This is a genomic window from Pseudomonas baltica, assembly GCF_031880315.1.
Lineage (GTDB): Bacteria > Pseudomonadota > Gammaproteobacteria > Pseudomonadales > Pseudomonadaceae > Aquipseudomonas.
Map to the genome: position 1 here is coordinate 6497686 of NZ_CP134771.1, position 23162 is coordinate 6520847.

At 61.7% G+C, this 23162-nt stretch carries 20 protein-coding genes and 1 pseudogene; 13 read left to right on the top strand and 8 right to left on the bottom strand.

What is annotated here, in order from left to right:
• Nucleotides 1-47: 47 nt before the first annotated feature.
• The 3 genes from REH34_RS29450 to REH34_RS29460 all read right to left on the bottom strand — a co-directional run bounded on the left by REH34_RS29450 (nt 48) and on the right by REH34_RS29460 (nt 3311).
• On the bottom strand, nt 48-1673 hold the full coding sequence (locus REH34_RS29450) for a methyl-accepting chemotaxis protein (RefSeq protein WP_311970205.1): 1626 nt from the start codon (nt 1671-1673) through the stop codon (nt 48-50).
• A gap of 147 nt (nt 1674-1820) precedes the next feature.
• The gene (locus REH34_RS29455) at nt 1821-2273 is read right to left on the bottom strand and encodes a MaoC family dehydratase (protein WP_311970206.1); all 453 of its coding nucleotides are present in this window, start codon (nt 2271-2273) and stop codon (nt 1821-1823) included.
• A 111-nt stretch (nt 2274-2384) separates the two neighbouring features.
• A complete protein-coding gene (locus REH34_RS29460; RefSeq protein ID WP_311970207.1) occupies nt 2385-3311 on the bottom strand; it encodes a site-specific integrase in 927 nt (308 codons plus the stop codon).
• A 61-nt stretch (nt 3312-3372) separates the two neighbouring features.
• Between REH34_RS29460 and REH34_RS29465 the strand changes: the two genes are divergently transcribed.
• Nucleotides 3373-4278: a LysR family transcriptional regulator ArgP gene (locus REH34_RS29465; RefSeq protein WP_311970208.1), complete on the top strand. Its 906-nt coding sequence runs from the start codon at nt 3373-3375 to the stop codon at nt 4276-4278.
• A gap of 50 nt (nt 4279-4328) precedes the next feature.
• Here the strand turns inward: REH34_RS29465 and REH34_RS29470 are convergent, their stop codons facing one another.
• A complete protein-coding gene (locus REH34_RS29470; RefSeq protein ID WP_311970209.1) occupies nt 4329-4703 on the bottom strand; it encodes a GtrA family protein in 375 nt (124 codons plus the stop codon).
• A gap of 267 nt (nt 4704-4970) precedes the next feature.
• On the opposite strand from REH34_RS29470, the gene REH34_RS29475 reads away from it, so the two are divergent.
• The 3 genes from REH34_RS29475 to REH34_RS29485 all read left to right on the top strand — a co-directional run bounded on the left by REH34_RS29475 (nt 4971) and on the right by REH34_RS29485 (nt 7390).
• On the top strand, nt 4971-6020 hold the full coding sequence (locus REH34_RS29475) for a DNA-binding protein (RefSeq protein ID WP_311970210.1): 1050 nt from the start codon (nt 4971-4973) through the stop codon (nt 6018-6020).
• 324 nt (nt 6021-6344) lie between these two features.
• Nucleotides 6345-7040, top strand: a complete 696-nt coding sequence (locus tag REH34_RS29480) for a response regulator transcription factor (protein WP_226502600.1) — start codon at nt 6345-6347, stop codon at nt 7038-7040.
• Entirely contained in the window at nt 7037-7390 is a 354-nt protein-coding gene (locus REH34_RS29485; protein WP_311970211.1) for an Hpt domain-containing protein, read from the top strand. Before REH34_RS29480 ends, REH34_RS29485 begins: the two co-directional genes overlap by 4 nt.
• Before the next feature lie 11 nt (nt 7391-7401).
• Here the strand turns inward: REH34_RS29485 and REH34_RS29490 are convergent, their stop codons facing one another.
• Nucleotides 7402-7776 (bottom strand): response regulator, encoded by a 375-nt coding sequence (locus REH34_RS29490; protein ID WP_226502602.1) that lies wholly within the window; start codon nt 7774-7776, stop codon nt 7402-7404.
• A gap of 292 nt (nt 7777-8068) precedes the next feature.
• On the opposite strand from REH34_RS29490, the gene REH34_RS29495 reads away from it, so the two are divergent.
• From REH34_RS29495 to REH34_RS29515, 5 genes are read left to right on the top strand one after another with little or no spacing between them, the layout of a single operon-like run.
• Nucleotides 8069-11572, top strand: a complete 3504-nt coding sequence (locus tag REH34_RS29495; protein WP_311970212.1) for a response regulator — start codon at nt 8069-8071, stop codon at nt 11570-11572.
• Between the two features lie 2 nt (nt 11573-11574).
• Nucleotides 11575-12390 (top strand): CheR family methyltransferase, encoded by an 816-nt coding sequence (locus REH34_RS29500; protein ID WP_409373205.1) that lies wholly within the window; start codon nt 11575-11577, stop codon nt 12388-12390.
• Nucleotides 12387-12962 (top strand): chemotaxis protein CheB, encoded by a 576-nt coding sequence (locus REH34_RS29505; protein ID WP_226502605.1) that lies wholly within the window; start codon nt 12387-12389, stop codon nt 12960-12962. Before REH34_RS29500 ends, REH34_RS29505 begins: the two co-directional genes overlap by 4 nt.
• A complete protein-coding gene (locus tag REH34_RS29510; protein WP_226502606.1) occupies nt 12956-14194 on the top strand; it encodes a hybrid sensor histidine kinase/response regulator in 1239 nt (412 codons plus the stop codon). Before REH34_RS29505 ends, REH34_RS29510 begins: the two co-directional genes overlap by 7 nt.
• A 21-nt stretch (nt 14195-14215) precedes the next feature.
• Entirely contained in the window at nt 14216-14593 is a 378-nt protein-coding gene (locus REH34_RS29515) for a response regulator (protein WP_226502607.1), read from the top strand.
• A 117-nt stretch (nt 14594-14710) separates the two neighbouring features.
• Here the strand turns inward: REH34_RS29515 and REH34_RS29520 are convergent.
• From REH34_RS29520 to REH34_RS29530, 3 genes and pseudogenes are all read right to left on the bottom strand, one after another.
• Nucleotides 14711-16027, bottom strand: a pseudogene (locus tag REH34_RS29520) (ATP-binding protein); the annotation flags it as partial.
• A gap of 64 nt (nt 16028-16091) precedes the next feature.
• Nucleotides 16092-17195 (bottom strand): tetratricopeptide repeat protein, encoded by a 1104-nt coding sequence (locus tag REH34_RS29525; protein ID WP_226502608.1) that lies wholly within the window; start codon nt 17193-17195, stop codon nt 16092-16094.
• 97 nt (nt 17196-17292) lie between these two features.
• Nucleotides 17293-18192 carry a LysR family transcriptional regulator gene (locus REH34_RS29530; protein WP_226502609.1) on the bottom strand — a complete coding sequence of 300 codons (900 nt, stop codon included), beginning with the start codon at nt 18190-18192 and terminating at the stop codon, nt 17293-17295.
• A 150-nt stretch (nt 18193-18342) separates the two neighbouring features.
• Between REH34_RS29530 and REH34_RS29535 the strand changes: the two genes are divergently transcribed.
• The 4 genes from REH34_RS29535 to REH34_RS29550 all read left to right on the top strand — a co-directional run bounded on the left by REH34_RS29535 (nt 18343) and on the right by REH34_RS29550 (nt 23158).
• On the top strand, nt 18343-19179 hold the full coding sequence (locus REH34_RS29535; protein WP_311970213.1) for a MaoC family dehydratase N-terminal domain-containing protein: 837 nt from the start codon (nt 18343-18345) through the stop codon (nt 19177-19179).
• A gap of 55 nt (nt 19180-19234) precedes the next feature.
• Complete coding sequence (locus tag REH34_RS29540) at nt 19235-20422, top strand: acyl-CoA dehydrogenase family protein (protein ID WP_311970214.1); 1188 nt, start codon at nt 19235-19237, stop codon at nt 20420-20422.
• Between the two features lie 9 nt (nt 20423-20431).
• A complete protein-coding gene (locus tag REH34_RS29545; protein WP_311970215.1) occupies nt 20432-21781 on the top strand; it encodes an MmgE/PrpD family protein in 1350 nt (449 codons plus the stop codon).
• 174 nt (nt 21782-21955) lie between these two features.
• Nucleotides 21956-23158, top strand: a complete 1203-nt coding sequence (locus REH34_RS29550) for a CaiB/BaiF CoA-transferase family protein (RefSeq protein WP_311970216.1) — start codon at nt 21956-21958, stop codon at nt 23156-23158.
• The last annotated feature ends 4 nt before the right edge of the window (nt 23159-23162 follow it).

The following is a 23162-nucleotide window of genomic DNA, read 5'->3' on the forward strand; positions in this document are numbered from 1 at the left end:
CTGCCGGCTATCTTGACCTAAACCAAGGACCCTGGCGAGGCCAGCTCTCAGGTCCGGAAACGCCCCACCAAAGCGCTGAGTTCGGCGGCCAGGCGCGACAGTTCGTGGCTGGCGGCGTTGGTCTGCAGGGCACCTGCCGCCGACTGCGCCGACAGGTCGCGGATCGCCACCAGGTTGCTGTCCACTTCTCGCGCCACCTGGGCCTGTTCTTCCGCCGCGCTGGCGATCACCAGGTTGCGCTCGTTGATCTGGCCGATGGCGGCAAAGATGTCCTCCAGCACAGCACCAGAAGCCTGGGTGATTTCCAGGGTGCCCTGGGCGCGCGTGGTACTGCTGCGCATCGACTCGACAGCCTGTTCGGCAGTGCCCTGCACGCTGGCGATCATCTGTTCGATCTCGCGGGTCGACTCTTGGGTGCGGTAGGCAAGGGTGCGCACTTCATCGGCCACCACTGCGAAGCCACGACCGGCTTCACCGGCGCGCGCGGCCTCGATGGCGGCATTGAGGGCCAGCAGGTTGGTCTGTTCCGAGACGGCGCGGATCACATCGAGGACTTTGCCGATATTGCGGACTTCATCGGCCAGGTGTTGGATGCGCTCGGCGCTGCCCTGGATTTCGGCGGTCATGGACTGTGTGCCGGCGATGTTTTCGCGTACCTGCTGGCGGCTCTTTTCCGACAGGGTGTTGGAGGCGGTGGCCGCTTGTGAGGTGGATACGGCGTTACGTGCCACCTCTTCGACTGCGCTGGTCATCTGGTTGACCGCCGTGGCTGCTTGTTCAAGCTGCATGTCCTGTTGCTGCAGGCCGCGGTTGCTTTCTTCGGTCACGGCGTTGAGCTCTTCGGCGGCCGAGGCGAGTTGCGTCGCGGAGCCGGCGATCTGGATCAGGGTTTCGCGCTGGCTGGCCTGCATGCGCTGCAACTCGACGAACAGCTCGCCGATCTCGTTGCGGCTTGGGGAGATGACTTCACGGGTCAGATCGCCATTGGCGATGCGCTTGAAATGCTCGCCGGCGTCGCGCAAAGGGCGCAACACTCGACCGCTAATGAATATCCAGCACAGCACCGCCAGTGCGAGCGTCACTGCGCCCAAGGCGATGGACAGCAGCTTGGCGGTGGCCAGGCGGGCCGTCGACTCTTGATTGATCTCGGCGGCGCGTGCGTCCAGCGCGCCCACCAGTTTGACGCGGATTTCCTGAAGCTTGCTCATGCCGTTACCGGCTGCGATATTGACCACGAAATATTGGTCTGCCGAACGCGCGCGGGTAGCGGCCCGTTGACCGACGATCGCGGCGCCGTATTCGGCGAAGGCGCCTTTGAGGTCTTCGGCCAGCGCCTTGAGCTGCGGGTCACGCAGGTCGGTGGTCGAGGCATTGACCTTGGCAATGGCGTCGTTCCAGATGCCCTCGCTGCGCACCAGCCGCGCTTCGGCATCGTCAAAGCGACCGCCCACCGTTTCAATGAAGGCCGACGACACATTGGCGCTGGTGCGGATCGCCAGCAGCAGGGCGTTGTTGATGCCGTCGATCTGATGCGAAGTGCGGCTCAGCTCGTCGATCTGGTCATGGCTGCGCACAGCCGACCACCAACTATTGACGGTGGAAAACAGCAGGGCCACAACGAACAGCAGCAAGACGCCGATCATGCCGGTGCGGACTTTGAGGTGGACGAACATGGGTTGCACTCCGGATTACGGATGAAATAATTGTCATCACGTTATCCACCGTCCATCCGCAAACTTGAGCACTCGCCCGGTGCAATTCGGGCGATAAACGCACAGTTCAACTTGAACCGCTCTAGGTCGGTACTTGCACGCATTCGCCTATCGCGCGCTGCGAAACACCAGCAATTGGCTGATGGCGCGTTGCACGCATTCGCCGCGTTGGTTAAGGGTGTCGCACTGCACCACGACGATGCCACGGTCGGGTTTGGATTGTGAGGGCTTGATCTCCAGCACTTCGCTGCGCACGTGCAGTTCATCGCCAGGGCGCGTCGGGGTCGGCCAGCGCAGGTCGCTGCCAGCACCGATCAGGCCGTCGCCCAGGGGCAGGCTGTCGACCAGCAGGCGCATGGTCAGCGCGGCGGTGTGCCAGCCACTGGCGGCCAGGCCCGCAAAGAGCGTATCGCGAGCGGCGGCTTCATCGAGATGGAAAGGCTGTGGATCGAATTCTTTGGCGAAGGCTTTGATCTGTTCGAGCGTGATCACGGTGCTGGCGCTGGTGAAGGTGTCGCCGACGTTGAAGGATTCAAGGTAGAGCGAGGCGGGGGCGGTCATCAGCTATCTCCGAAAAGGTCCAATCGACCAGTAAAGCATATTGAATGATGATCACAATACCTGGGCTTCGGCGGTTAAGACGCTAGTGCGTATTGCATAAACTCAACGGATTCAAGGCAACAACTGCAGATTGGCAAACGACATCGCCGGGTCGATATAGCGCAATGCCGACTTCATGTCCTTCCAGCCCACGTAGGTCATCAACGCCTTGATGTCCCAACCGTTAGCGCTCGCCCAAGTGGCAAATCCGCGACGTAGCGAGTGACTGCTATACAGGTCGGCAGGCAGCCCGCCGCGCTCGAGCACGCCGCGTAGCAAGGGGATCAGGCTGTTGGCGTTGAGACCTTGTTCGCCCAGGTTGCCCCAGCGATCGATGCGCCGGAACACCGGGCCATGGGCGATGCCGGCCACGGTGATCCAGTTGCCATAAGCCTGCACCGGGCACAGGCGTTTGAGCGCCGGCGCGCGATAACTGACGCCTTGGTTGAGCCGATCCCCCTTGCTGTGAGGCAGATACAGGGTCATGCCGGTTCCGGGCTCGGCCTGGATGTGCTCGACCAGCAGGCGCGCCAGCTCGTCCCCGCGAAAGCCGCGCCAGAAACCGATCAATAACAGCGCGATATCGCGCCGGGCACGTAACAGTGCCGCCATGTCGTGACGTTCAGCGGCGGTTGCAGCGCTGGCTTCGAGCGCGCTGACCACCTGCTCCAGCTGCGTCAGCAACAACGGCGCGGCTTGTTTTTGCTGCACTGGATGCGTGGCGCGGATGCCTTTGAGCAGCTGTTTGACCATCGGTGCCTTGGTCGGGTCAGGAAACCCTTGGCTGATGTGCCACTGGGCGAGGGCGGCGAGGCGCTGCTTGAGGGTATTGATGGAGTGACGCTCGGCATGGTCCACCAGATAGCGCGCGATGCTGTCGGCGGTCGCTGGCAGAAAGCCACCCCAGCTGACTTCGAAGTGCTCGACCGCGGCCTGGTAGCTGCGCCGGGTGTTGTCGCGAGTGCCGGCCTTGAGATACCGCTCGATCCGCTCGTTCATGTCCGTCGGCAATACCTGTATAAGGGCAGTGAATCTCAAGTATCGCACATCAGGAAAATCGATGATCGACTACAAACTGCTGGCCGCCCTGAGCGCGGTGATCGAGCAGGGCGGTTTCGAGCGTGCTGCCCAGGCGCTCAATCTCTCGCAATCGGCGGTGTCGCAGCGGATCAAACTGCTCGAAGCGCGGGTCGGTCAGCCGGTGCTGGTGCGCAGTAGCCCGCCGACCGCCACACCCGTGGGCATGAGCCTGCTCAACCACGTTCAACAGGTGCGGTTGCTGGAGCGCGACTTGCTGGGGCAGGTGCCGACGCTGACCGAAGCAGGCTTGCCCGATCGCCTGCGCATCGCCCTTAATGCCGATAGCCTCGCCACGTGGTGGGCAGGCGCGGTGGGTGACTTTTGTCGCGAGCAGCGCTTGTTGCTGGATTTGGTGGTCGAGGATCAGGAAGTCGCGCTCAAGCGCATGCGCGCCGGCGAAGTGGCGGCCTGTCTGTGTGCCAGCGAACGCCCCGTGGCTGGCGCGCGCAGTGTCTTGTTGGGGGTCATGCGCTACCGGGCGGTAGCCAGCCCTGCATTCATGGCCAGCCATTTCTCCCCAGGTGTCACGATTGAACGCCTGGAGCGAGCGCCCGCCGTGGTGTTCGGCCCGGACGACAGCTTGCAGCATCGTTACATGGCCTCGCTGCAGGCGGCGGGCAGCTTTCAATACCATCTGTGCCCGTCGTCGGAAGGCTTTATCCGCATGGCCGAGGCGGGGATGGGTTGGGGCTTGATACCGGAGTTGCAGATTGCCGAGCAGTTGCGGGCAGGGGTGTTGGTCGAGTTGCTGCCGAACAGGTCGTTGGAAGTGCCGTTGTACTGGCACCATTGGCGTAATGGCGGTGAGTTGCTGAGCACGTTGACCGCCCATTTACGCAAGGTCAGCCATGAGTGGCTGGAGGTGCCCGTTTTTGTGGGTAACTGAGGCCACAAAGCCCGGACTGTCTGTGCACGCAGGAGTCGTCGAATACCGCTTCATCGCTTGGGCACGCGATAGATCAGCCATTTCGAGATCAGAAAGCCGACGATCAAGCTGATTCCCGAAAACATCGTCAACGTCACCAGGCCTGGCCACTGCCAATGGTCGGCCAATGCGCCGATGCCCAGGCTGATTGCGCCCACACTCGCCATAAACACCAGGTACCGCGCCATATAGGCGTTTGCCTCAAAGGTGTAGAGAGAATTGGCATAGAACGAAAATGAGGCCGCCGCGCAGAACGCCAGGAAATTGCTCAGCGCCTGACTGAGTTCGAAGGCGTCACGGGAAATGAAGAACAGCTGCCAGTGAATCACGCTGTTGGCAATGCCTATCACCGCGTAGGTGGCGAACTCCTGCCAAGTCTTATCCATGTTCCTCCCCACGATCATTGCTCCCCTCTATTGGATGCGAGGCTAGAAGAGGGTGGTGCAGGGTGGGATAGGTAGGTCGAAACGAGGCGCCACTAAGGCGCATTTCGGTACACCTCCGTGGCTCAGAAGCAGGGCCGTGATCGGCCTGCCATTCGATAATGCTCAATTATTGAATGCCAGTTCCCAAGATTTTTACAAAAAGAATTCGCCATTGGTACGGTGTAATTACATAATACGTACCACAGTACGAAATTATCCGGAGTGAACATGGCCCGTGGCGGTATCAACAAGGCCCTTGTAAGCAAGGCGCGAGAAAGCTTGCTGGCACGGGGCGAGCACCCGAGCATCGATGCCATACGTATCGAATTGGGCAACACAGGATCAAAAAGCACTATTCATCGCTATCTGCGCGAACTCGATGAGGCAATGCCTGCCGTTGCTCAAGGAGCGCCGGTATTGACCGACGCCCTTAGCACCTTGGTCGCCAGTATCGCCCAGCAATTGCGGGACGAGAGCCAGGCTTACCTGGACCAGGCCCAGGCCGACCTGGAAACCAAGGCCGCAGCGCTTCAAGCCCGTACTCAAGCCGCTGAAACGCAGCTCGACCAGGCCCTGATACGCGAGACGGTGCTGCAGTCGGCACTGGAGCAGACAAGCGAGCGCTTGCAGGTCAGTCAAAGCAGCTTGCAGACCGAGCTCACCCGTAACGCCAGATTGAGCCAGGCCTGCGACGATCTGCAGTTACGCCTCGATGACCAGCAGCAACGGGTGCAGTCATTGGAGGAGCAGCATCGGCACAGTCGTGATGCGCTGCAGCACTATCGCGATTCGGTGCGTGAGCAGCGTGAACAGGAGCAGCGCCGCCACGAAGCCCAGGTGCAGATGATTCAGGTCGAAGTCCGCCAACTGCAGCAATCGGCGGTGGTCCGTCAGGATGAGCTGACCCGCCTTAACCGCAGCAACGAGCGTTTGCTCGCCGAGGCCGCCCACAGCGAGCGCCAGTTGCAGCTGCAACTCGCGGCACAGGCCGCTGAGCAGGCCGCCGGAAAGCGCCTGGCCGAGCAACACGAAGTGCAGTTGGCCCAGCAGCGTGAACTGGTCAGCGATTGGGGGCGCCGCGCGGCACAGGCAGAGGGTGCACAAGCGGTGCTGCAGCAACAGTTGCTGGAGCTTGCGGCTCGCGCACAGCAGCAAGTCGAGGCCGCGGCCAGCGAGGCTCAAGCCCCCGCACTGCCAGCCAGCAACGTTAAAAGCGGGGCAAAAAAAAGACCGCCATCTGCGGGGAGGGCGGTCAGAGGAGTTTCACCAAAGGACTGAAGCGGAACCGCTCGACAGGCACTGGAGGTCGGGGGAAAACCAGGCTGCGTGAGTGGATTCGTGCTTCGAGGTAAAAAGTAACATCACTGGCGTGCATGCCCTCATCACCTGTATCGATAGCGTTTATCAATTAAATACATGCAGTTACGTGTTTCAGACTTTTCCTATAGGGCTGCACGCCCCCCGCCGTTAAGATTCCGCCCCGTGAAGAGCGCCGGCACAGCCCAATGCAGAGCAGCTCCCGCGACATTCATCTCAGCCCGAACCTCGCTTTACCGCGCCGGCAGGTGTAACCCCATTTCTAACGCAGGGCGCCAATACACCATGTGTGAAACCAGCAACCCCATCCGCCTCATGCTGCTCGATGACCACGAATTCGTGCTGTGCGGTATGCAGCATGTGCTCGGCACCTATGCTGAATTCGACATCGTCGGATGTTTCACGCGTAGCCGTGACCTGCTACTGGCACTCAAGCAATCGCCCGTCGATGTCGTGGTCATGGATTTTGCCCTTGGCCCGGAAGAAACCGACGGTTTGAACCTCATCCGCGCACTGCGGATAAAGTTTCCCGCCGTTCAACTCCTGGTAATTTCGGCCACGCACACCCCAGCCACCGTGAGCCTGGCGCTGCGCTGTGGCGCGATGGGTTTCATCGGCAAGGACAGCGACCCGGTACATTTGCTGGAAGGCGTGCGCGCGCTGGCGACTGGCACCGTCTACCTGGAGCCGAGGATGGCCTCGTTGCTGGAGGATCGGGATATCGCCACGCAAGTACCAGACTCAACGATCAAAGGTAACAAGTCCGCGATTGAGGCGCTGGTCAGGACCAACAACCTGACCCTGCGGGAACGCGAAGTGCTGCGCTGCTGCCTGGCCGGCATGTCGGTGACTCAGGTCGCCGGGAAATTCTCGCGCAGCATCAAGACCATCAGCACGCAAAAGCAATCGGCGTTTCGCAAGTTGGGGCTGGCCAGCGATAACGAACTGTTCAAGATCCGCTCGCAACTGGAGCAGCGATGAAAGCGCCATGGGTGAGCGGTCTTGAGCGCTCAGCCCCGGATCGGCCGGATGCGCCCGGATCATTCCAGCTGTCGGCCGAGGACAAGCGCGTCCTGACTCACATGTTCCTGGAAACCAGCCACGAGGACTTGCAATTGCTCGAATGTGCTTTGCTAGGTGCCCAGCCAGGTGAGGTGCTGCACAGGGTTCACCGCCTGCACGGTGCGGCGCTGACGGCGGGCGCTACCCCGATGCTGGCGGAGCTGGAAAGTTTCGAGAGAGTTCTGCGAGAAGCGGCGCACATTCCGACCGACAGCCAGGAACGCCTGATTCGCTTGCGACAGCAACTAGCGCAATACCAGCAGCGCTAGCGCTATGCCCATCAATTAACGCCGCCGCCCAGCATGCCACGCACCTTGTCGCGCAACTGGTCGATGGAGAAGGGCTTGGCCAGTACCTCGGTGCCGGGTGGGTTCTCAGCCGAATCGCCGTACCCGCTGGCAATCAGTATGGGCAGGCCGGTACGCAGCTTCAGCGCCTCGCGCGCCAAGTCAATGCCGTTACCGTCCGGTAGCCCGACGTCGGTCATCATCAGCGCTAGTGGCTGCGCGACGTCATTCAACAAGGTCATCGCCCCTGCCTTGTCTTCAGCCTCCAGCACCTTGTACTCGAGTTCTTCGAGCACATCGACGATCAACATGCGCACGATGGCGTCATCTTCGACGACGAGGATAGTGACGGGATTGGCTTCGGACATTGAAAGGCTTTCCTGAAAACGTATGATCGGTGATGAGGGCAGGATGCCACCCTTGCTCACTATGAGTACGTGGCGGCCCCCGACAAGTTCCCCACCCGAGTAAAAACTCCAGGCTGCAGTTTCGCTTAGAGAGCTGGCATTTGGCCATTTATCGGTGCTGGTCAAGGTGAAGCCTATCCGAAAACGCCATTTTCGTAAGAATTTTCTTAACTTGGCGTAGGAAACTTAGAACTTTTTGACGAATTTGCGGCAGAATCCCAGCCTTGAATATTTCCCCGCCCAGGCCATGGACATGACCAAAAACGCCTCTATTGATGAACAAGGGTTCCGCAAGGTTCTGCAACGGAACATCAGCCTGCCGCTGGGTGTGGGCGTGCTGAGCGTGGCCGTCTTCATTGTCATCCTCCTGTATCTGATCTCGGTGATGCGCTGGGTCGACCATACAGACCGGGTGATCAACAACGCCAATGAGGTGGCGCGCCTGTCGGTGGACATGGAGACCGGTATGCGCGGCTATCTGCTGACAGGGGAGGTCGACTACCTGGGCCCCTACGAGATCGCCCGGCCGCGGGTCACCGCCGAGCTCGAGGCTTTGCAGGAGCTGGTCGCGGACAACCCGTCCCAGGTCGATCGCCTGACGCGCATCCTGGCGGTGCAGAAAGAATGGAACGAGCTGGCTAAAAGTCTGATCGAGGTGCGCAAGGTCGACGGCGACTTCCGCAGCATCGTCCATAAAGGTCAAGGCAAGCGCCTGACGGACGAAATGCGTAACGAGTACAGCGATTTCATCAGTGCCGAACAGCAACTGCGGGTGGCGCGCTCCGAAGCCGTCACCTATACCGTGACGGTGTCGATCACCAGTTATCTGATCTTCGTGGTGTTGCTCAGCGGCCTGCTTGCCTGGTTCGGCCGTCGCGATCTGTTGGGCCTGTCCAGCCAGTATGGCAGCAACCTCGACGCATTGAGCACCAGCGCCGAACGCTTGCAGGGCCAGGCCTGGCTGCGTACCGGGCAGACTCAGTTGGCCGAACAGGTCATCGGTCAGCTCAGCGTGAACCTGCTGGGGCGCAACATTCTGGAGTTTTTCGCGCAATATCTGGGTGCGGTCGTGGGCGCCGTTTATGTACGCGATGAACGAGGCGGCCTGCGCCGCGTGGCCAGCTACGGGTTTTCGGCCGAGCAGGAAAACGCCGAGCAGAACCTCTTGCCGGGCGAAGGGGTGACTGGACAAGTGGCCCAGCGCGGCCGCGTGCAGCGCCTCGACAACCTGCCTGGCGATTACTTCAAGGTCGCCTCCGGCCTGGGCGACGGCGCACCGCGCAGCGTGCTGGTGATGCCGGCCCGTAACGATGACGGCGTCAATGGTGTGGTTGAACTGGGTTTCCTGCGTGAACTCAGCGATCGTGATGTCGAGTTCCTCGAACTGGTCGGCAACAACGTCGGTACTTCCATCGAAGCAGCCCGTTATCGCCAGCGCCTCCAGGAAGTGCTGGCCGAGACCCAGCAGCTCAACGAAGAGTTGCAGGTCCAGCAGGAAGAACTCAAAACCGCCAACGAAGAGCTCGAAGAACAGTCGCGGGTGCTCAAGGAGTCCCAGGCCCACCTGGAAACCCAACAGGCCGAACTCGAGCAGACCAACGAGCAACTGGCCGAGCGTACCGATGCCCTGGCCGATCAGCGCGATGCGCTGGACCGCAAGAACTCCGAGCTCAATCAGGCGCAGATACAGCTCGAAGAGCGTGCCGAAGAGCTGCAACGGTCGAGCAAGTACAAGTCCGAGTTCCTTGCCAACATGTCCCACGAGCTGCGCACGCCGCTCAACAGCACCCTGATTCTGGCCAAGCTGCTCGCCGAGAACGCCGAGCAGACCCTGACCGCCGAGCAGGTCAAGTTCGCTGAATCGATCTATTCCGCCGGCAACGACCTGTTGCACCTGATCAACGATATTCTGGATATTTCCAAGGTCGAAGCCGGCAAGCTCGAAGTGCGCCCGGAAAACACTCGGGTGACCGGGCTGGCCGACAGCTTGCGCACGATGTTCACGCCGCTGGCTGCCGACAAGGGCCTGGGGTTCAGTATCAATATTGCCGACAATGCCCCGGCCACTCTGTACACCGATCGCCAGCGCGTCGAGCAGATCCTCAAGAACCTGCTGTCCAATGCGTTCAAGTTCACCGAGCTGGGCAGCGTCAGCGTGACCATCGCTGCGCAACCTGGCGAAGGCATCGCCTTCCATGTCCGCGACACCGGCATCGGCATTGCCGCTGACCAGCAGCAGGGTATCTTCGAAGCCTTCCGACAAGCCGACGGCACCACCAACCGCCGCTATGGCGGCACCGGCCTGGGGCTCTCGATTTCCCGCGACCTGGCGGCGTTGCTCGGCGGCTACATCAGCGTTACCAGCGCCTTGGGGCAGGGCAGCACCTTTACCCTGGTGCTGCCGGAACAGTTCGATGCTTCGCCGCGCCCTGGAAGCGCTGCCGCCACCTTGCAAGCGACGACGTTTTCCTCCAGCCATGCACCGGTCGAAGTGCCACCAGTGGTACCGCTCGAACCGCCCGTGGTGCGCACTCCGCCGTTTGTCGATGATCGCGAGCTCGGCCCGTTCAGCAAGCGTTGCATTCTGGTGGTCGAGGACGAGCCGAATTTCGCTCGCATCCTCTTCGATCTGGCGCACGAGCTGGATTACCACTGCTTAGTGGCCCATGCCGCCGATGAGGGCTTCGACCTGGCGGCGCAGTTCATTCCTGACGCGGTATTGCTCGACATGCGCCTGCCCGATCATTCCGGGCTCACTGTGCTGCAGCGACTCAAGGAGCTGCCGGCCACCCGGCATATCCCGGTGCACATCATCTCGGTGGAAGATCGCGTCGAAGCGGCGATGCACATGGGCGCTGTCGGCTACGCGGTCAAGCCCACGAGTCGTGAAGAGCTCAAGCAGGTGTTCGGCAAGCTCGAATCCAAACTCACGCAAAAACTCAAGCGCATCCTTCTGGTCGAGGACGACGACTTGCAGCGCGACAGCATTGCCCGCCTGATCGGCGACGACGACATCGAGATCACCGCCGTAGGTTATGCCCAGGAGGCCCTGGACCTGCTGCACGCCAATGTCTACGACTGCATGATCATCGACCTCAAGCTGCCCGACATGCTCGGCAACGACCTGCTCAAGCGCATGTCCACCGAGGAAATCAAGGCCTTCCCGCCGGTCATCGTCTACACCGGGCGCAACCTGACCCGTGAAGAAGAGGCCGAGCTGCTCAAGTACTCGCGCTCGATCATCATCAAGGGCGCGCGTTCCCCCGAGCGGCTGCTGGATGAAGTCACACTCTTTCTGCACAAAGTCGAATCCCAGCTGTCCACTGAACGGCAGAAGATGCTGAAGACCGCCCGCAGCCGCGACAAAGTCTTCGAAGGTCGCAAGATCCTCGTGGTCGACGACGACGTGCGCAACATCTTTGCCCTCACCAGCGCCCTGGAACACAAGGGCGCAGTCGTGGAGATCGGTCGCAATGGCCTGGAGGCCATCGAACGGCTCAACACGGTGGGTGACATCGATCTGGTCCTGATGGACGTCATGATGCCGGAAATGGACGGTTTCGAAGCTACCCGAGAGATTCGCAAGGACCCACGCTGGCGCAAGTTGCCGATCATCGCCGTGACCGCCAAGGCCATGAAGGATGACCAGGAGCGCTGCCTGCAGGCGGGCGCCAACGACTACCTGGCCAAGCCGATCGAGCTGGACCGGCTGTTTTCGCTGATTCGTGTGTGGCTGCCGCAACTGGAGCGTATTTGATAGTGCAACAGAACACCGACATCGAGATTCGGCTGCTGATCGAGGCGATCTACCTCAAGTACAGCTACGATTTTCGCGATTACGCCGGGGCTTCGGTCAAGCGCCGCGTCCAGCATGCATTGACGCAACTGGAGTGCAAGACCGTCTCGGCGTTGCAGGAGCGCGTCATCCATGACCCGACAGCGTTCATGCAGTTGCTGCAATACCTGACGATTCCGGTCAGCGAGATGTTCCGCGACCCCGACCACTTCCTGGCGATTCGCCAGGAAGTGGTGCCGCTGTTGCGGACCTATCCATCGATCAAGGTGTGGATCGCCGGTTGCAGCACAGGCGAGGAGGTCTACTCCATGGCCATCCTGCTGCGTGAAGAGGGTTTGCTGGAGCGGACCATCATCTACGCCACCGACATCAATCCGACATCGCTGGAAAAGGCCAAAAAGGGCGTGTATTCGATGGAAGCCATGCGTATCTACGGCAACAGCTACCAGCGCGCTGGCGGCAAACGCGATTTCAGCGACTATTACACCGCCGCCTATGGTCACGCGATCATGGACGGCAGCCTGCGCGAGAACGTGACCTTTGCCGACCATAGCCTGGCGACCGACAGCGTGTTTTCGGAGACGCAACTGGTGTCGTGCCGCAACGTGCTGATCTATTTCAACAAGGGTTTGCAGGAGCGGGCGTTCGGGCTGTTTCACGAGTCCCTGTGTCATCGCGGCTTCATGGTGCTGGGCAGCAAGGAGACGGTGGATTTTTCCGCGTACAGCGATAAATTCGAGCCGCTGGTCAAGCAAGAACGGATCTACCGGAAGAAATGAATCGTTACGGTGCGATCGTCGTGGGGGCTTCTGCCGGTGGGGTAGAGGCACTGCTGCACGTCTTCAGCGCGCTGCCCAAAGCGTTCGATATCCCCATCCTGACAGTGCTGCATCTGCCCGACGAGCGCCGCAGCCAGTTATCCGAGGTATTTGCCACGCGCCTGGGCCGCGATGTACGCGAAGGCAGCGACAAGGTGGCGATCGAGCCCGGGGTGATCTATTTCGCCGGGCCCAGCTATCACCTGTCGGTGGAGCGCGATTTCACCCTCTCGCTGAGTCAGGAGGAACGGGTGCACTTTTCCCGTCCGGCCATCGATCTGTTGTTCGATTCCGCCGCCGATGCCTATGGCCCCGGCCTGGTGGGAGTATTGATGACCGGTGCCAATGAGGATGGCGCCAAAGGGCTGGCTGCGATCAAGCGTCAGGGCGGCTTGACGATCGTTCAGGATCCGGCCGAAGCGCGGATGCCGACCATGCCGCTGGCCGCACTGAAATTGCAGCAGCCCGACCATATTCTTTCATTGAACGGCATAGGCTCTTTGCTCGCCAAGCTGGAACGAAGTAAATGCTAAGTCACCTCCAGGCAAAATTGCTGATCGTCGACGATCTGCCAGAAAACCTGCTGGCCCTCGAGGCCTTGATCCAGCGTGAGGATCGCGTGGTCTACAAGGCGCTGTCCGCCGATGCCGCGCTGTCCCTGTTGTTGCAACACGAGTTCGCCCTGGCCATCCTCGACGTTCAGATGCCCGGCATGAATGGTTTCGAACTCGCGGAGCTGATGCGCAGCACCGAGAAGACCAAACACATCCCCATCGTGTTCGTCAGCGCCGCTGGGCGCGAAATGAACTATGCCTTCAAGGGCTACGAAAGCGGCGCCGTGGATTTCCTCCACAAGCCGCTGGACATGCAGGCGGTGAAGAGCAAGGTCAGCGTGTTCGTCGACCTGTATCGCCAGCGCAAGGCCCTCAAGGAACAGCTGGATGCGCTCGAACGCGCGCGCCAGGAACAGGAGGTGCTGCTGCGCCGCCTGCAGGTGACCCAGAGCGAACTCGAGCACGCAGTGCGCATGCGTGATGACTTCATGTCGATCGTCTCCCATGAAGTGCGCACGCCCTTGAACGGGCTGATCCTCGAGACCCAACTGCGCAAGCTGCACCTGGCCAAGGACAATCTCGACGCCTTTGCGCCCGACAAGCTGCGGGCCATGGTCGATCGTGACGAACGGCAGATCCTGAGCTTGATTCGCCTGATCGAGGACATGCTCGACGTGTCGCGCATTCGTACCGGCAAGCTGTCGATTCGCCCGACGCGGTTCAACCTGACGCAGATGGTTGCCAACGTGGTCGAGCGTTTCGAGCCCCAGGCGAGCGCCATCGGCACCCATATCAGCTTTGCCGGCGATAAGGCGGTGGTGGGTATCTGGGATGAATTTCGCATTGAGCAAGTGGTGGTCAACCTGTTGTCCAACGCATTGCGCTATGGCGGCAAAAGCCCGATCGAGGTACGCGTGGCCAGCGCTGCGAACGGCGCGCGCATAGAGGTACAGGACCACGGCATCGGCATCAGCGCCGAAAACCAGTCACGGATTTTCCAGCAGTTCGAGCGGGTATCGGCCAAGCATGTGGTGTCTGGCCTGGGCCTGGGGCTGTTTATTTCCGAGCAGATCGTGACCGCCCACAGCGGCACGATCAGCGTCCATAGCGCGGTGGGCGAGGGCGCGATGTTCCGCGTGACGCTGCCACTCGACGAATCTTGCAACCCGGACGCAACCTCTGCCACGGCCCATGGTCGTATTGGCAGCTAGACCTACCTGAATAGGCTTTCCATGAGTGAAGATGCGCAAGACGTTGTCCTGATCGTCGAGGACGAACCGAATATTTTGATGATTCTGTCTACCTATCTGGCAGGCGAGGGTTACCGGGTACTACAGGCCGAAAATGCCGAGCAGGCCTTCGAAATCCTGGCAACCAAGCCCCATCTGGACTTGATGATCACCGATTACCGGCTGCCTGGCGGGATTTCCGGGGTCATGATCGCCGAGCCGGCCGTCAAGCTGCGCCCCGAGTTGAAGGTGATCTTCATCAGTGGATACCCGCAGGAAATCGCCGAGTCGGGCAGCCCGATCGCCAGGAAGGCGCCGATTCTGGCCAAGCCGTTCGATCTGGATACCTTGAAGCAGCTGGTAGACAAGCAGCTGGCTTGATGCAGAGAAGCTGGTCCTCTCTTGGGCAGAGCCCGATCCCACAGGGGTAGGTTGTGCTGCCACCTCTGTGGCAGCGCGTCCGGCGGCTTACAGGCCGGCACTGCCGGCCGATGAACCTCAGCCAATCATCTCGTGAACCTTGGCGGTCAGCAGATCAAAAGGGAACGGCTTGGTGATCATCTGCATGTCGGCCCCGAGAAACCCGTCGCGTACTGCTGCATGCTCGGCATAGCCGGTAATGAACAGCACTTTGAGCCCCGGCCGGTGATGGCGACCGACCTCGGCCAGTTGGCGCCCGTTCATGCCCGGCAGGCCGACGTCGCTGATCAGCAGATCGATGCGCGCGTCCGAGCTGAAGATCGGCTGCGCGCTGTCGGCGTCGATGGCGACCAGGCAGTGATAGCCTTGCTCTTCTAGGACCGAGCGCACCAGTTTGCGCACCGCCGGATCATCTTCCACGATCAGCACCGATTCGCCATCGCGCGCTTTCGGCGCCCGTGCCCGTGGCACCGGAGTGCTGGCCGCCGGCATCCGCTCGCCTCGGGGCAGGAACAGGTTGACGGTGGTGCCCTTGCCCAGCGCGCTGTCGATGCTGACATGCCCCATGGATTGCTTGCAGAAGCCGTAGATCATCGACAACCCCAGGCCGGAACCTTGACCGATCGGCTTGGTGGTGAAGAACGGATCGAAGGCGCGGTCGACCACGCTTTGCGGCATGCCCCCGCCGTTGTCGGTGACACTCAGCACCACATAGTCTCCTGCGCGCAGGTTGCTGGCCGCGTCGGGCTGGGCTGCATCGACGCGTTGATTGCGCGTCTGGACCCGCAGCTTGCCGCCACAGGGCATGGCGTCACGGGCATTGAGGACAAGGTTGAGCAGGGCGCTTTCGACCTGATTAGCGTCGGCTACTGCCGTCCACAGCTGTGGCTCGCCATTGATGGACAGCTCGATCGCCGGGGTCAGGCTGCGTACCAGCAGGTCACTCATCTGAGCGACCAGTGCATTGAGCTCGACAGGTTGTGCATCCAACGATTGGCGACGGGAAAAGGCCAGCAACCGGTGGGTAAGGTTGGCCGCGCGGTGGGCGGAGCTGACGCCTTGTTCGATCAGCTCGTCAAGATCATCGAAGCGGCCTTTGGCGATGCGGCGGCGCATCATTTCGAGGCTGCCGATGATGCCAGTGAGGATATTGTTGAAGTCGTGAGCGATGCCGCCGGTCAATTGCCCGACCGCCTGCATCTTCTGTGCCTGGCGCAGCGCTTCTTCACTGTCGCGCGCTTGCGCCGAGCGCTGCTCGATCTGTAGTTCGAGCGCCGCGATGTGACCCTGTAGCTGCTCGATCTGTCGTTGAGCGTCGTGCAGCTGTTGCTCTGAACTGGACAAGGGCCAAGTCTCCGAAAAAACAGCATTCTTATTGAATACGGACCTGCCCCGCCGAAGGGGGTTCAGTTGCAGACGATGCGCAATTGCACATTGGTCTGACGCGCGGCGCTTTGGCTTAGAGACCTTGTTGGACCAGTGGATCGTCGGGGTTCTGTTGCTCCAGTTGCGCCAGCAGCACCTGGACATTCTGCAGTTGGCCGGTTTCCTTCCAGTAGTTGATCAGCAGCACCCGAGCGCGCCGATCCTGAGGGTGGCGCTGGACAATTTCCTGCAATTGGCGCTGGGCCGCATCCACCTGTTCCATGGCATGCAGGGTCAGGGCGAGGCTGTAGCGGAAGGTGCTGTTGTCCGGCGCCAGTTCGACCGCCCGGGTCAGTGCCAGCAGCGCGTATTCGTCCTGTTTGTGATCGACCAGCCAGAGCCCCAGCTCGTGTTGCAGTGCAGCCGACTGAGGGTACTGACGCAACTGCTCGGCGAGCCACTGGCGGGCGGCATCGGTGTTGCCTGGTTGATCGAGCAGGCGTACCTGCAAAGCGATGGCATGAGCGTTATCCGGCTGTTGCGTCAGTACCTGCTTCAGCAGTGCGCTGGCAGCAGCGCGGTCGCCTTGATGGATGAGGATGCGAGCGAGCAACAGTTGCCTGGCCAGGTCAGGGCCCGCGTCAGAAGCAGGGTCAGCGCCCTCTGGGGTGTTACCGGATGCGCTTTGCGTCTGCAGCACCTGACGATATTCATCGAGGGCCTTGTCCAGCGGGCCGAAATACAGCCCGGCGTCGTCCGGTGACAAATCGAGCATGGCAGTGGCGGCGGCATAGCGCAGGCTGGCTTGCGGGTCGTCGAGCAGCGGGCCGAGTATCAGGCTGCGCTGGGTTGCCGGTACCAGCCCGACCACGGCATTGATGGCTGCCTGGCGAACCTCGGGATCGTCGTTGTGCAGGTCGGCACGGGCCAGTTTCAGTGCTCGAGGTGACGGATAGTCGGCCAGCAAGCCGTACAACACCGCGCGCTGCGTGGGCAGCAGGTCATCACGGCCGAGTTGCTGGTAAAGCACCCGTGCCGAGCCGGCTTCGCCATTGCGGGCCTGGCGCAGCGCCTTGCCGAAAATCTCCTGCTGCACCGCAGGCTCCTGCAGCGGCCCGCTATGGCGCCACACCACCACAGCGGCGGCCAGCGCCAGCAGGGCGAGACAGACGATCACTAAGCGTTGCAGCTTGAGCATGCACAATCCATGGAGGGGCGCGAAGAGCGAGTCGGCAAGCTTCGGTCAGTCTACGGCTGGAGTCAATTGCCCTTATAGACAGTTCGGGGGCGTTGGCTTAAATGGGCAAGGGACCGTTGGGCAGCAGGGTGGCGATCAATGCGCGAATGGTGCCGGGCAACGCGTCCAGTTCGCGTACCAGGATGCTGCGTTCGCGGATCGCCCACGGCTCGTCGAGCTGCACGGCGCACAGGCGCATGGTGCGGCTATGCCGTAACGCCGCTGATTCGGGAATGATACCGATGCCCACGCCAGCTTCGATCATCCGGCAGATGGCTTCGAAACTCGACATCTGGATACGCAGGTGCAAGTGCTTGCCGAGCCGCTCCACATGGTCGCGCAAAAAGCTCAGCAAGGTGCTGCCTTCGTGCAAACCGATGTGCTGATACTCCAGCGTCTGCCCCAGGGTGACCGGGCCGATCTGCGCCAACGGGTGCCCGACCGGGACCATCAGTACCAGGCGATCGGTGCTGAAGTGCATGACCTGTAAGCCGCTGGCTTCGACCGGCCCGGCAATGATGCCCATGTCCGAGGTGCCATCGAGCACGCCGCGCACGATATCGCGAGACAGTCGCTCCTGCAGATCGACCGTGACCCCTGGCCGTTGCGCCAGGAAGCCGGCGAGTATCTCCGGGAGGAATTCGGTGACCGCCGTGGTGTTGGCGAAGATGCGGATATGCCCCGTCGAGTCGCCGCCGTGCTGGGCGAACTCGCTCTTGAGGTAATCCACCTGGCGCATGATCAGGCGCGCATGTTGCAGCAGGCGCTCGCCGGACGGGGTCATTTCTACGCCTCGGCTGTCGCGATACAGCAAGCGGGTCTCGAGTTGCGCCTCCAGAGCCTTGATGCGCGCGCTGGCGGCGGCCGGCGAGAGAAACGCGCGGCGGGCGCCTTGGGTCAGGCTGGGGGATTCGGCGATATGGATGAACAGCCGCAGATCGGCGAGATCGAAGTGCATGGCAGGGGTCCTGTGAGGCTGGGCATGGCCTGGCGGTGTTCAGCATAGCCGAACGCCGCCTTATTCAAATGCAAATTCTCAGAACGGCGCATGGCCGCCATCATCCTTGCACAACGATAAAAGCCGTCAGTGCGAAGGAGCAGCCCTCCCATGAGTGACCCCGATCTTTCCAGCTGGATAGGCCGTCAGGAAACCAGCCAGGAGCATTTCAGCGTCAACCTCCTCAAGCGTATCGCCGCAACGTTCGGTGAATCGGTACCGAAGGCCGGCGAGCCGTTGCCAACCCTGTGGCACTGGTGTTTCTTCCAGGACCCGGTGCCTGAATCCGGCCTGGGCCGCGACGGCCACCCGGCTCGGGGCGGTTTCCTGCCCCCGGCCGATAATCGCAACCGCATGTGGGCCGGCGGGCGACTCGAGTTTTTTACCCCGCTCAAGGCCGGCGCCGATGCGACCCGCGTTTCGACCATTACCCATATTGAAGAAAAACACGGCCGCACCGGCGCCTTGCTGTTCGTCACGGTGCGCCATGACTATTTTCAACAAGAGGTGCTGGCCATTCGCGAAGAACAGGACATCGTCTACCGCGAGCCCACGCCCCCCAAGCGTGGCGCGCGGGAGCCTGTTGCCAGTGGTCAGTGGACCGAGCAGATCGAACCTACCCCCGTACTGCTGTTTCGCTACAGCGCAGTGACCTTCAACGGCCATCGTATTCACTACGACCATCCCTATGTCACCGACACCGAGGGCTACAGCGGGCTGGTGGTGCATGGGCCGATGATCGCGACCTTGAACCTGCGGGCCTTCACTCGCGCCAACCCCCAGGCCAACGTGCGGCGCTTCATTTATCGCGGCGTGCGGCCCTTGATTGCGCCGCAACCGTTCAGCGTTGGTGGACGTATTGACGTGCCGGGCGTGGCCGAGTTGTGGGCCAGCAATGCGGATGGCCTGGCGCAGAGCGCCCAAGTGCACTTCGACAGTGCACTTTGACAGAGCTGCGCCCAGCCCAAGCCACGCCCCTGACTGAACTCCATGGAGATGAACAATGACCGACAACAACCATGTTCCCCAAGGCCGCGCCGACAGCGAAGAAATGCAGGCCATCCGCGAAGGCGTGCGCGGCCTGTGCGCGGAATTCGACGCCGCCTACTGGCGCGGTATCGATGAGCGCAAAGGCTTTCCCGAGGCCTTCGTCAAGGCCCTGACCGAGGCCGGTTGGCTGGCGGCGATGATTCCCGAGCAATACGGTGGGTCCGGCCTGGGCCTGGCCGAAGCCTCGGTCATCCTCGAAGAAGTCAACCGCTGTGGCGGCAACTCCGGCACCGTGCACGGGCAGATGTACAACATGTTTACCCTGCTGCGGCACGGCAGCGAGGCGCAGAAACAGTACTACCTGCCCAGGCTGGCCAGCGGCGAAATGCGTTTGCAATCCATGGCCGTCACCGAGCCCACCACCGGTACCGACACCACCAAGATCAAGACCACCGCCGTGCGCCAAGGTGACAAATACGTGATCAATGGCCAGAAGGTGTGGATTTCACGGGTGCAGCATTCGGACCTGATGATCCTGCTGGCGCGTACCACGCCGCTGGCTGAGGTGAAGAAGAAGTCCGAAGGCATGTCGATTTTCCTCGTCGACCTGCGCGAAGCCATCGGCAATGGCCTGACGGTGCAGCCGATCGCCAACATGGTCAATCACGAAACCAACGAGCTGTTCTTCGATAACCTCGAACTGCCCGCCGACAGCCTGATCGGCGAAGAAGGCAAGGGCTTCAGGTACATCCTCGACGGCCTCAACGCCGAACGCACCTTGATCGCCGCCGAATGCATCGGCGACGGCCGCTGGTTCATCGAAAAGGCCAGCGCCTATGCTCGGGACCGCGTGGTGTTCGGCCGGCCCATTGGCCAGAACCAGGGCGTGCAGTTTCCTATCGCCCAAGCGCATATCGAGATCGAAGCCGCCGACCTGATGCGCTGGCGCGCCTGCGACGAATACGACAGCGGCCAGAACGCCGGTGCCAGTGCCAACATGGCCAAGTACCTGGCGGCCAAGGCGTCGTGGGAAGCGGGCAACGCCTGCCTGCAGACTCATGGCGGTTTCGGCTTTGCCTGCGAATACGACGTCGAACGCAAGTTCCGCGAGACGCGTCTGTATCAGGTCGCGCCGATCTCGACCAACCTGATCCTGTCGTACGTGGCCGAGCATCTGCTCGAGCTGCCGCGCAGCTTTTAAGGAGGCACCATGAGCCACACTCAAGCCCTGGTGCAGTTCCTCACCACATTGCGTTACGAAGACATTCCCCAACCCGTACTCAGCCGTACCGAAGACCTGTTTCTCGACTGGCTGGGTTCGGCGCTGGCGAGTCAGGGCGCGCGCCCCATCCCGTTATTCGAGGCCTACGCGCGGAAGATGGGGCCCGCCAGTGGCCCGGCGCAGATACTGGTCAACGGGCAGCGCAGTTCGGCGTATTTCGCGGCGCTGGTCAATGGTGCGTCGTCGCATCTGGTGGAACAGGACGACCTGCACAACAGCTCGGTACTGCACCCCGCGACGGTGGTCTTTCCCGCCGCGCTGGCGGCTGCTCAGGACCTGCGCAAGAGCGGCCGGGACTTGCTGTTGGCGGCAGTGGCCGGGTACGAGGCGGGCATCCGTATAGGTGAATTTCTCGGGCGCTCGCATTACCGGATTTTCCACACCACCGCCACGGTGGGCACCTTGGCCGCAGCGGTGGCCGTGGGCAAGTTGATGGAGTTCAGTCAAAGCCAGTTCACTGACCTGCTGGGCAGCGCCGGTACCCAGGCCGCGGGGTTGTGGGAGTTCCTGCGCGATGCCGCCGACTCCAAGCAGCTGCACACCGCCAAGGCCGCCGCCGATGGTCTGCTGGCGGCATACCTGACCGCTGAAGGCCTGACCGGCGCGCGCAATATCCTTGAGGGCGACCAGGGCCTGGCGGCCGGGATGTCCAGCGATGCCGACCCGAGCAAGCTGTCCCAGGGCCTGGGCACTCGCTGGGCTTTGGCCGAGACTTCGTTCAAGTTCCATGCCTCGTGCCGCCACACCCATCCTGCCGCCGATGCATTGCTTGAAGTCATGCAGCGCGAAGGGCTGAGTGCAGCTGATATCGAGCGGGTGGAAACCCGCGTGCATCAAGGCGCCATCGATGTCTTGGGCAGGGTCCTGGTGCCGCAGACCGTGCACCAGGCCAAATTTTCCATGGGCACCGTGCTGGGTCTTATCGCCGTGCATGGCCAAGCGGGCCTCACCGAGTTCCATGAGCTGGCGTTGACCGACCCTAGGGTGTCGGCCTTGCGCGACAAAGTCAGCATGACCCTCGATGCCCATGTGGATGCGGCCTATCCGCAGCGCTGGCTGGGACGTGTCGTGGTGACGACCGTCGATGGCCGCCAGTTGCATGGTGCGATCGACGAGCCCAAGGGCGACCCCGGCAATACCCTCAGCCGTGCGGAGCTTGAAGACAAGTTTTTACGGTTGGTGGCGTTCTCCGGGGCGCGTCAGCCGGCCCAGGCGCAGGTGCTGATCGAGCGAGTCTGGGGGCTGCGCGACAATGCCGACCTGAGCGAGCTGGTTTGATGTGTCGAGCTGTCGCGAGGGGGCTCCCCCCGCAATGCGACCCACCACCGAGCTTCAGTATCGAGCTTCAGTATCGAGCATTCACCCCAGAGCATTCACCACATAGCTCTACCACATAGCTCCACCACCCGATGAACCATGCCCGACTCAGCGCGGGCCGGCGAGGTAACCGAAATGACCACCAACCCCCTGCAACGGCCGCTGGACGGCATTACCGTGATCAGTCTGGAACACGCCATCGCCGCGCCGTTCTGCACGCGCCAACTGGCGGACATGGGCGCGCGAGTGATCAAGATCGAACGCCCCGGGGTCGGCGATTTCGCCCGCGGCTACGACACCCGCACCCGCGGCCTGGCCTCGCACTTCGTGTGGACCAACCGTTCGAAAGAATCCTTGACCCTGGACCTCAAGCAAGATGAAGCCGGGGACATTCTTGAGCAACTGCTGGCTGAAGCCGACGTACTGGTACAGAACCTCGCGCCCGGCGCTGCGGCCCGCATGGGCCTGTCGTTCGACGCCCTGCATGAGCGTTTCGAGCGCTTGATCGTGTGTGATATCTCCGGTTACGGCGAGGGTGGGCCGTACGAGCATAAAAAGGCTTACGACCTGCTGATTCAGAGCGAGGGCGGTTTTCTGTCCGTGACGGGCGGCCCGGGCGAGGAGCACATGGCCAAGGCCGGGTGTTCGATTGCCGACATCTCCGCCGGCATGTATGCCTACAGTGGCGTGCTGTCAGCACTGCTGCTGCGCGCCAGGACCGGTAAAGGCAGCCGCATCGATGTGAGCATGCTCGAAGGCCTGGTGGAGTGGATGGGCTACCCCATGTATTACGCTTTCGAAGGCGCCGAGCCGCCACCGCGGGCCGGTGCTGCGCACTCGACGATCTACCCCTACGGGCCCTTTCCGGTGGGCGCTGGCGACACGGTGATGCTGGGCCTGCAAAACGAACGTGAATGGGCGTCGTTCTGCACCAAGGTACTGTTGAGCGCGGAGCTGGCCAGTGACGAGCGTTTCGATGCCAATGCCAAGCGCTCGGCGAATCGCGCTCAGTTGCGGCAGATCATCGTCGAGCGCTTCGCGACCTTGACCATTCAGGAGGTAGTGGACCGTCTGCAACACGCGCAGATTGCCAACGCGCGGGTCAATGACATGCACGGGGTGTGGGATCACCCGCAACTCAAGGCTCGCGACAGCTGGCGCGAGATCGACAGCCCGGTAGGCAAGCTGCCGGCGTTGTTGCCGCCGGGCCGTAACGACGCATTCGAACCGCGCATGGACGCAGTACCTGGGCTGGGCGAACACACGGCGAGCATCCTCGGCAAACTCGGCTACGGCACCCAGGATCTGGAACGGTTGCGCGCGCAAGGAACCATCTAGCCGC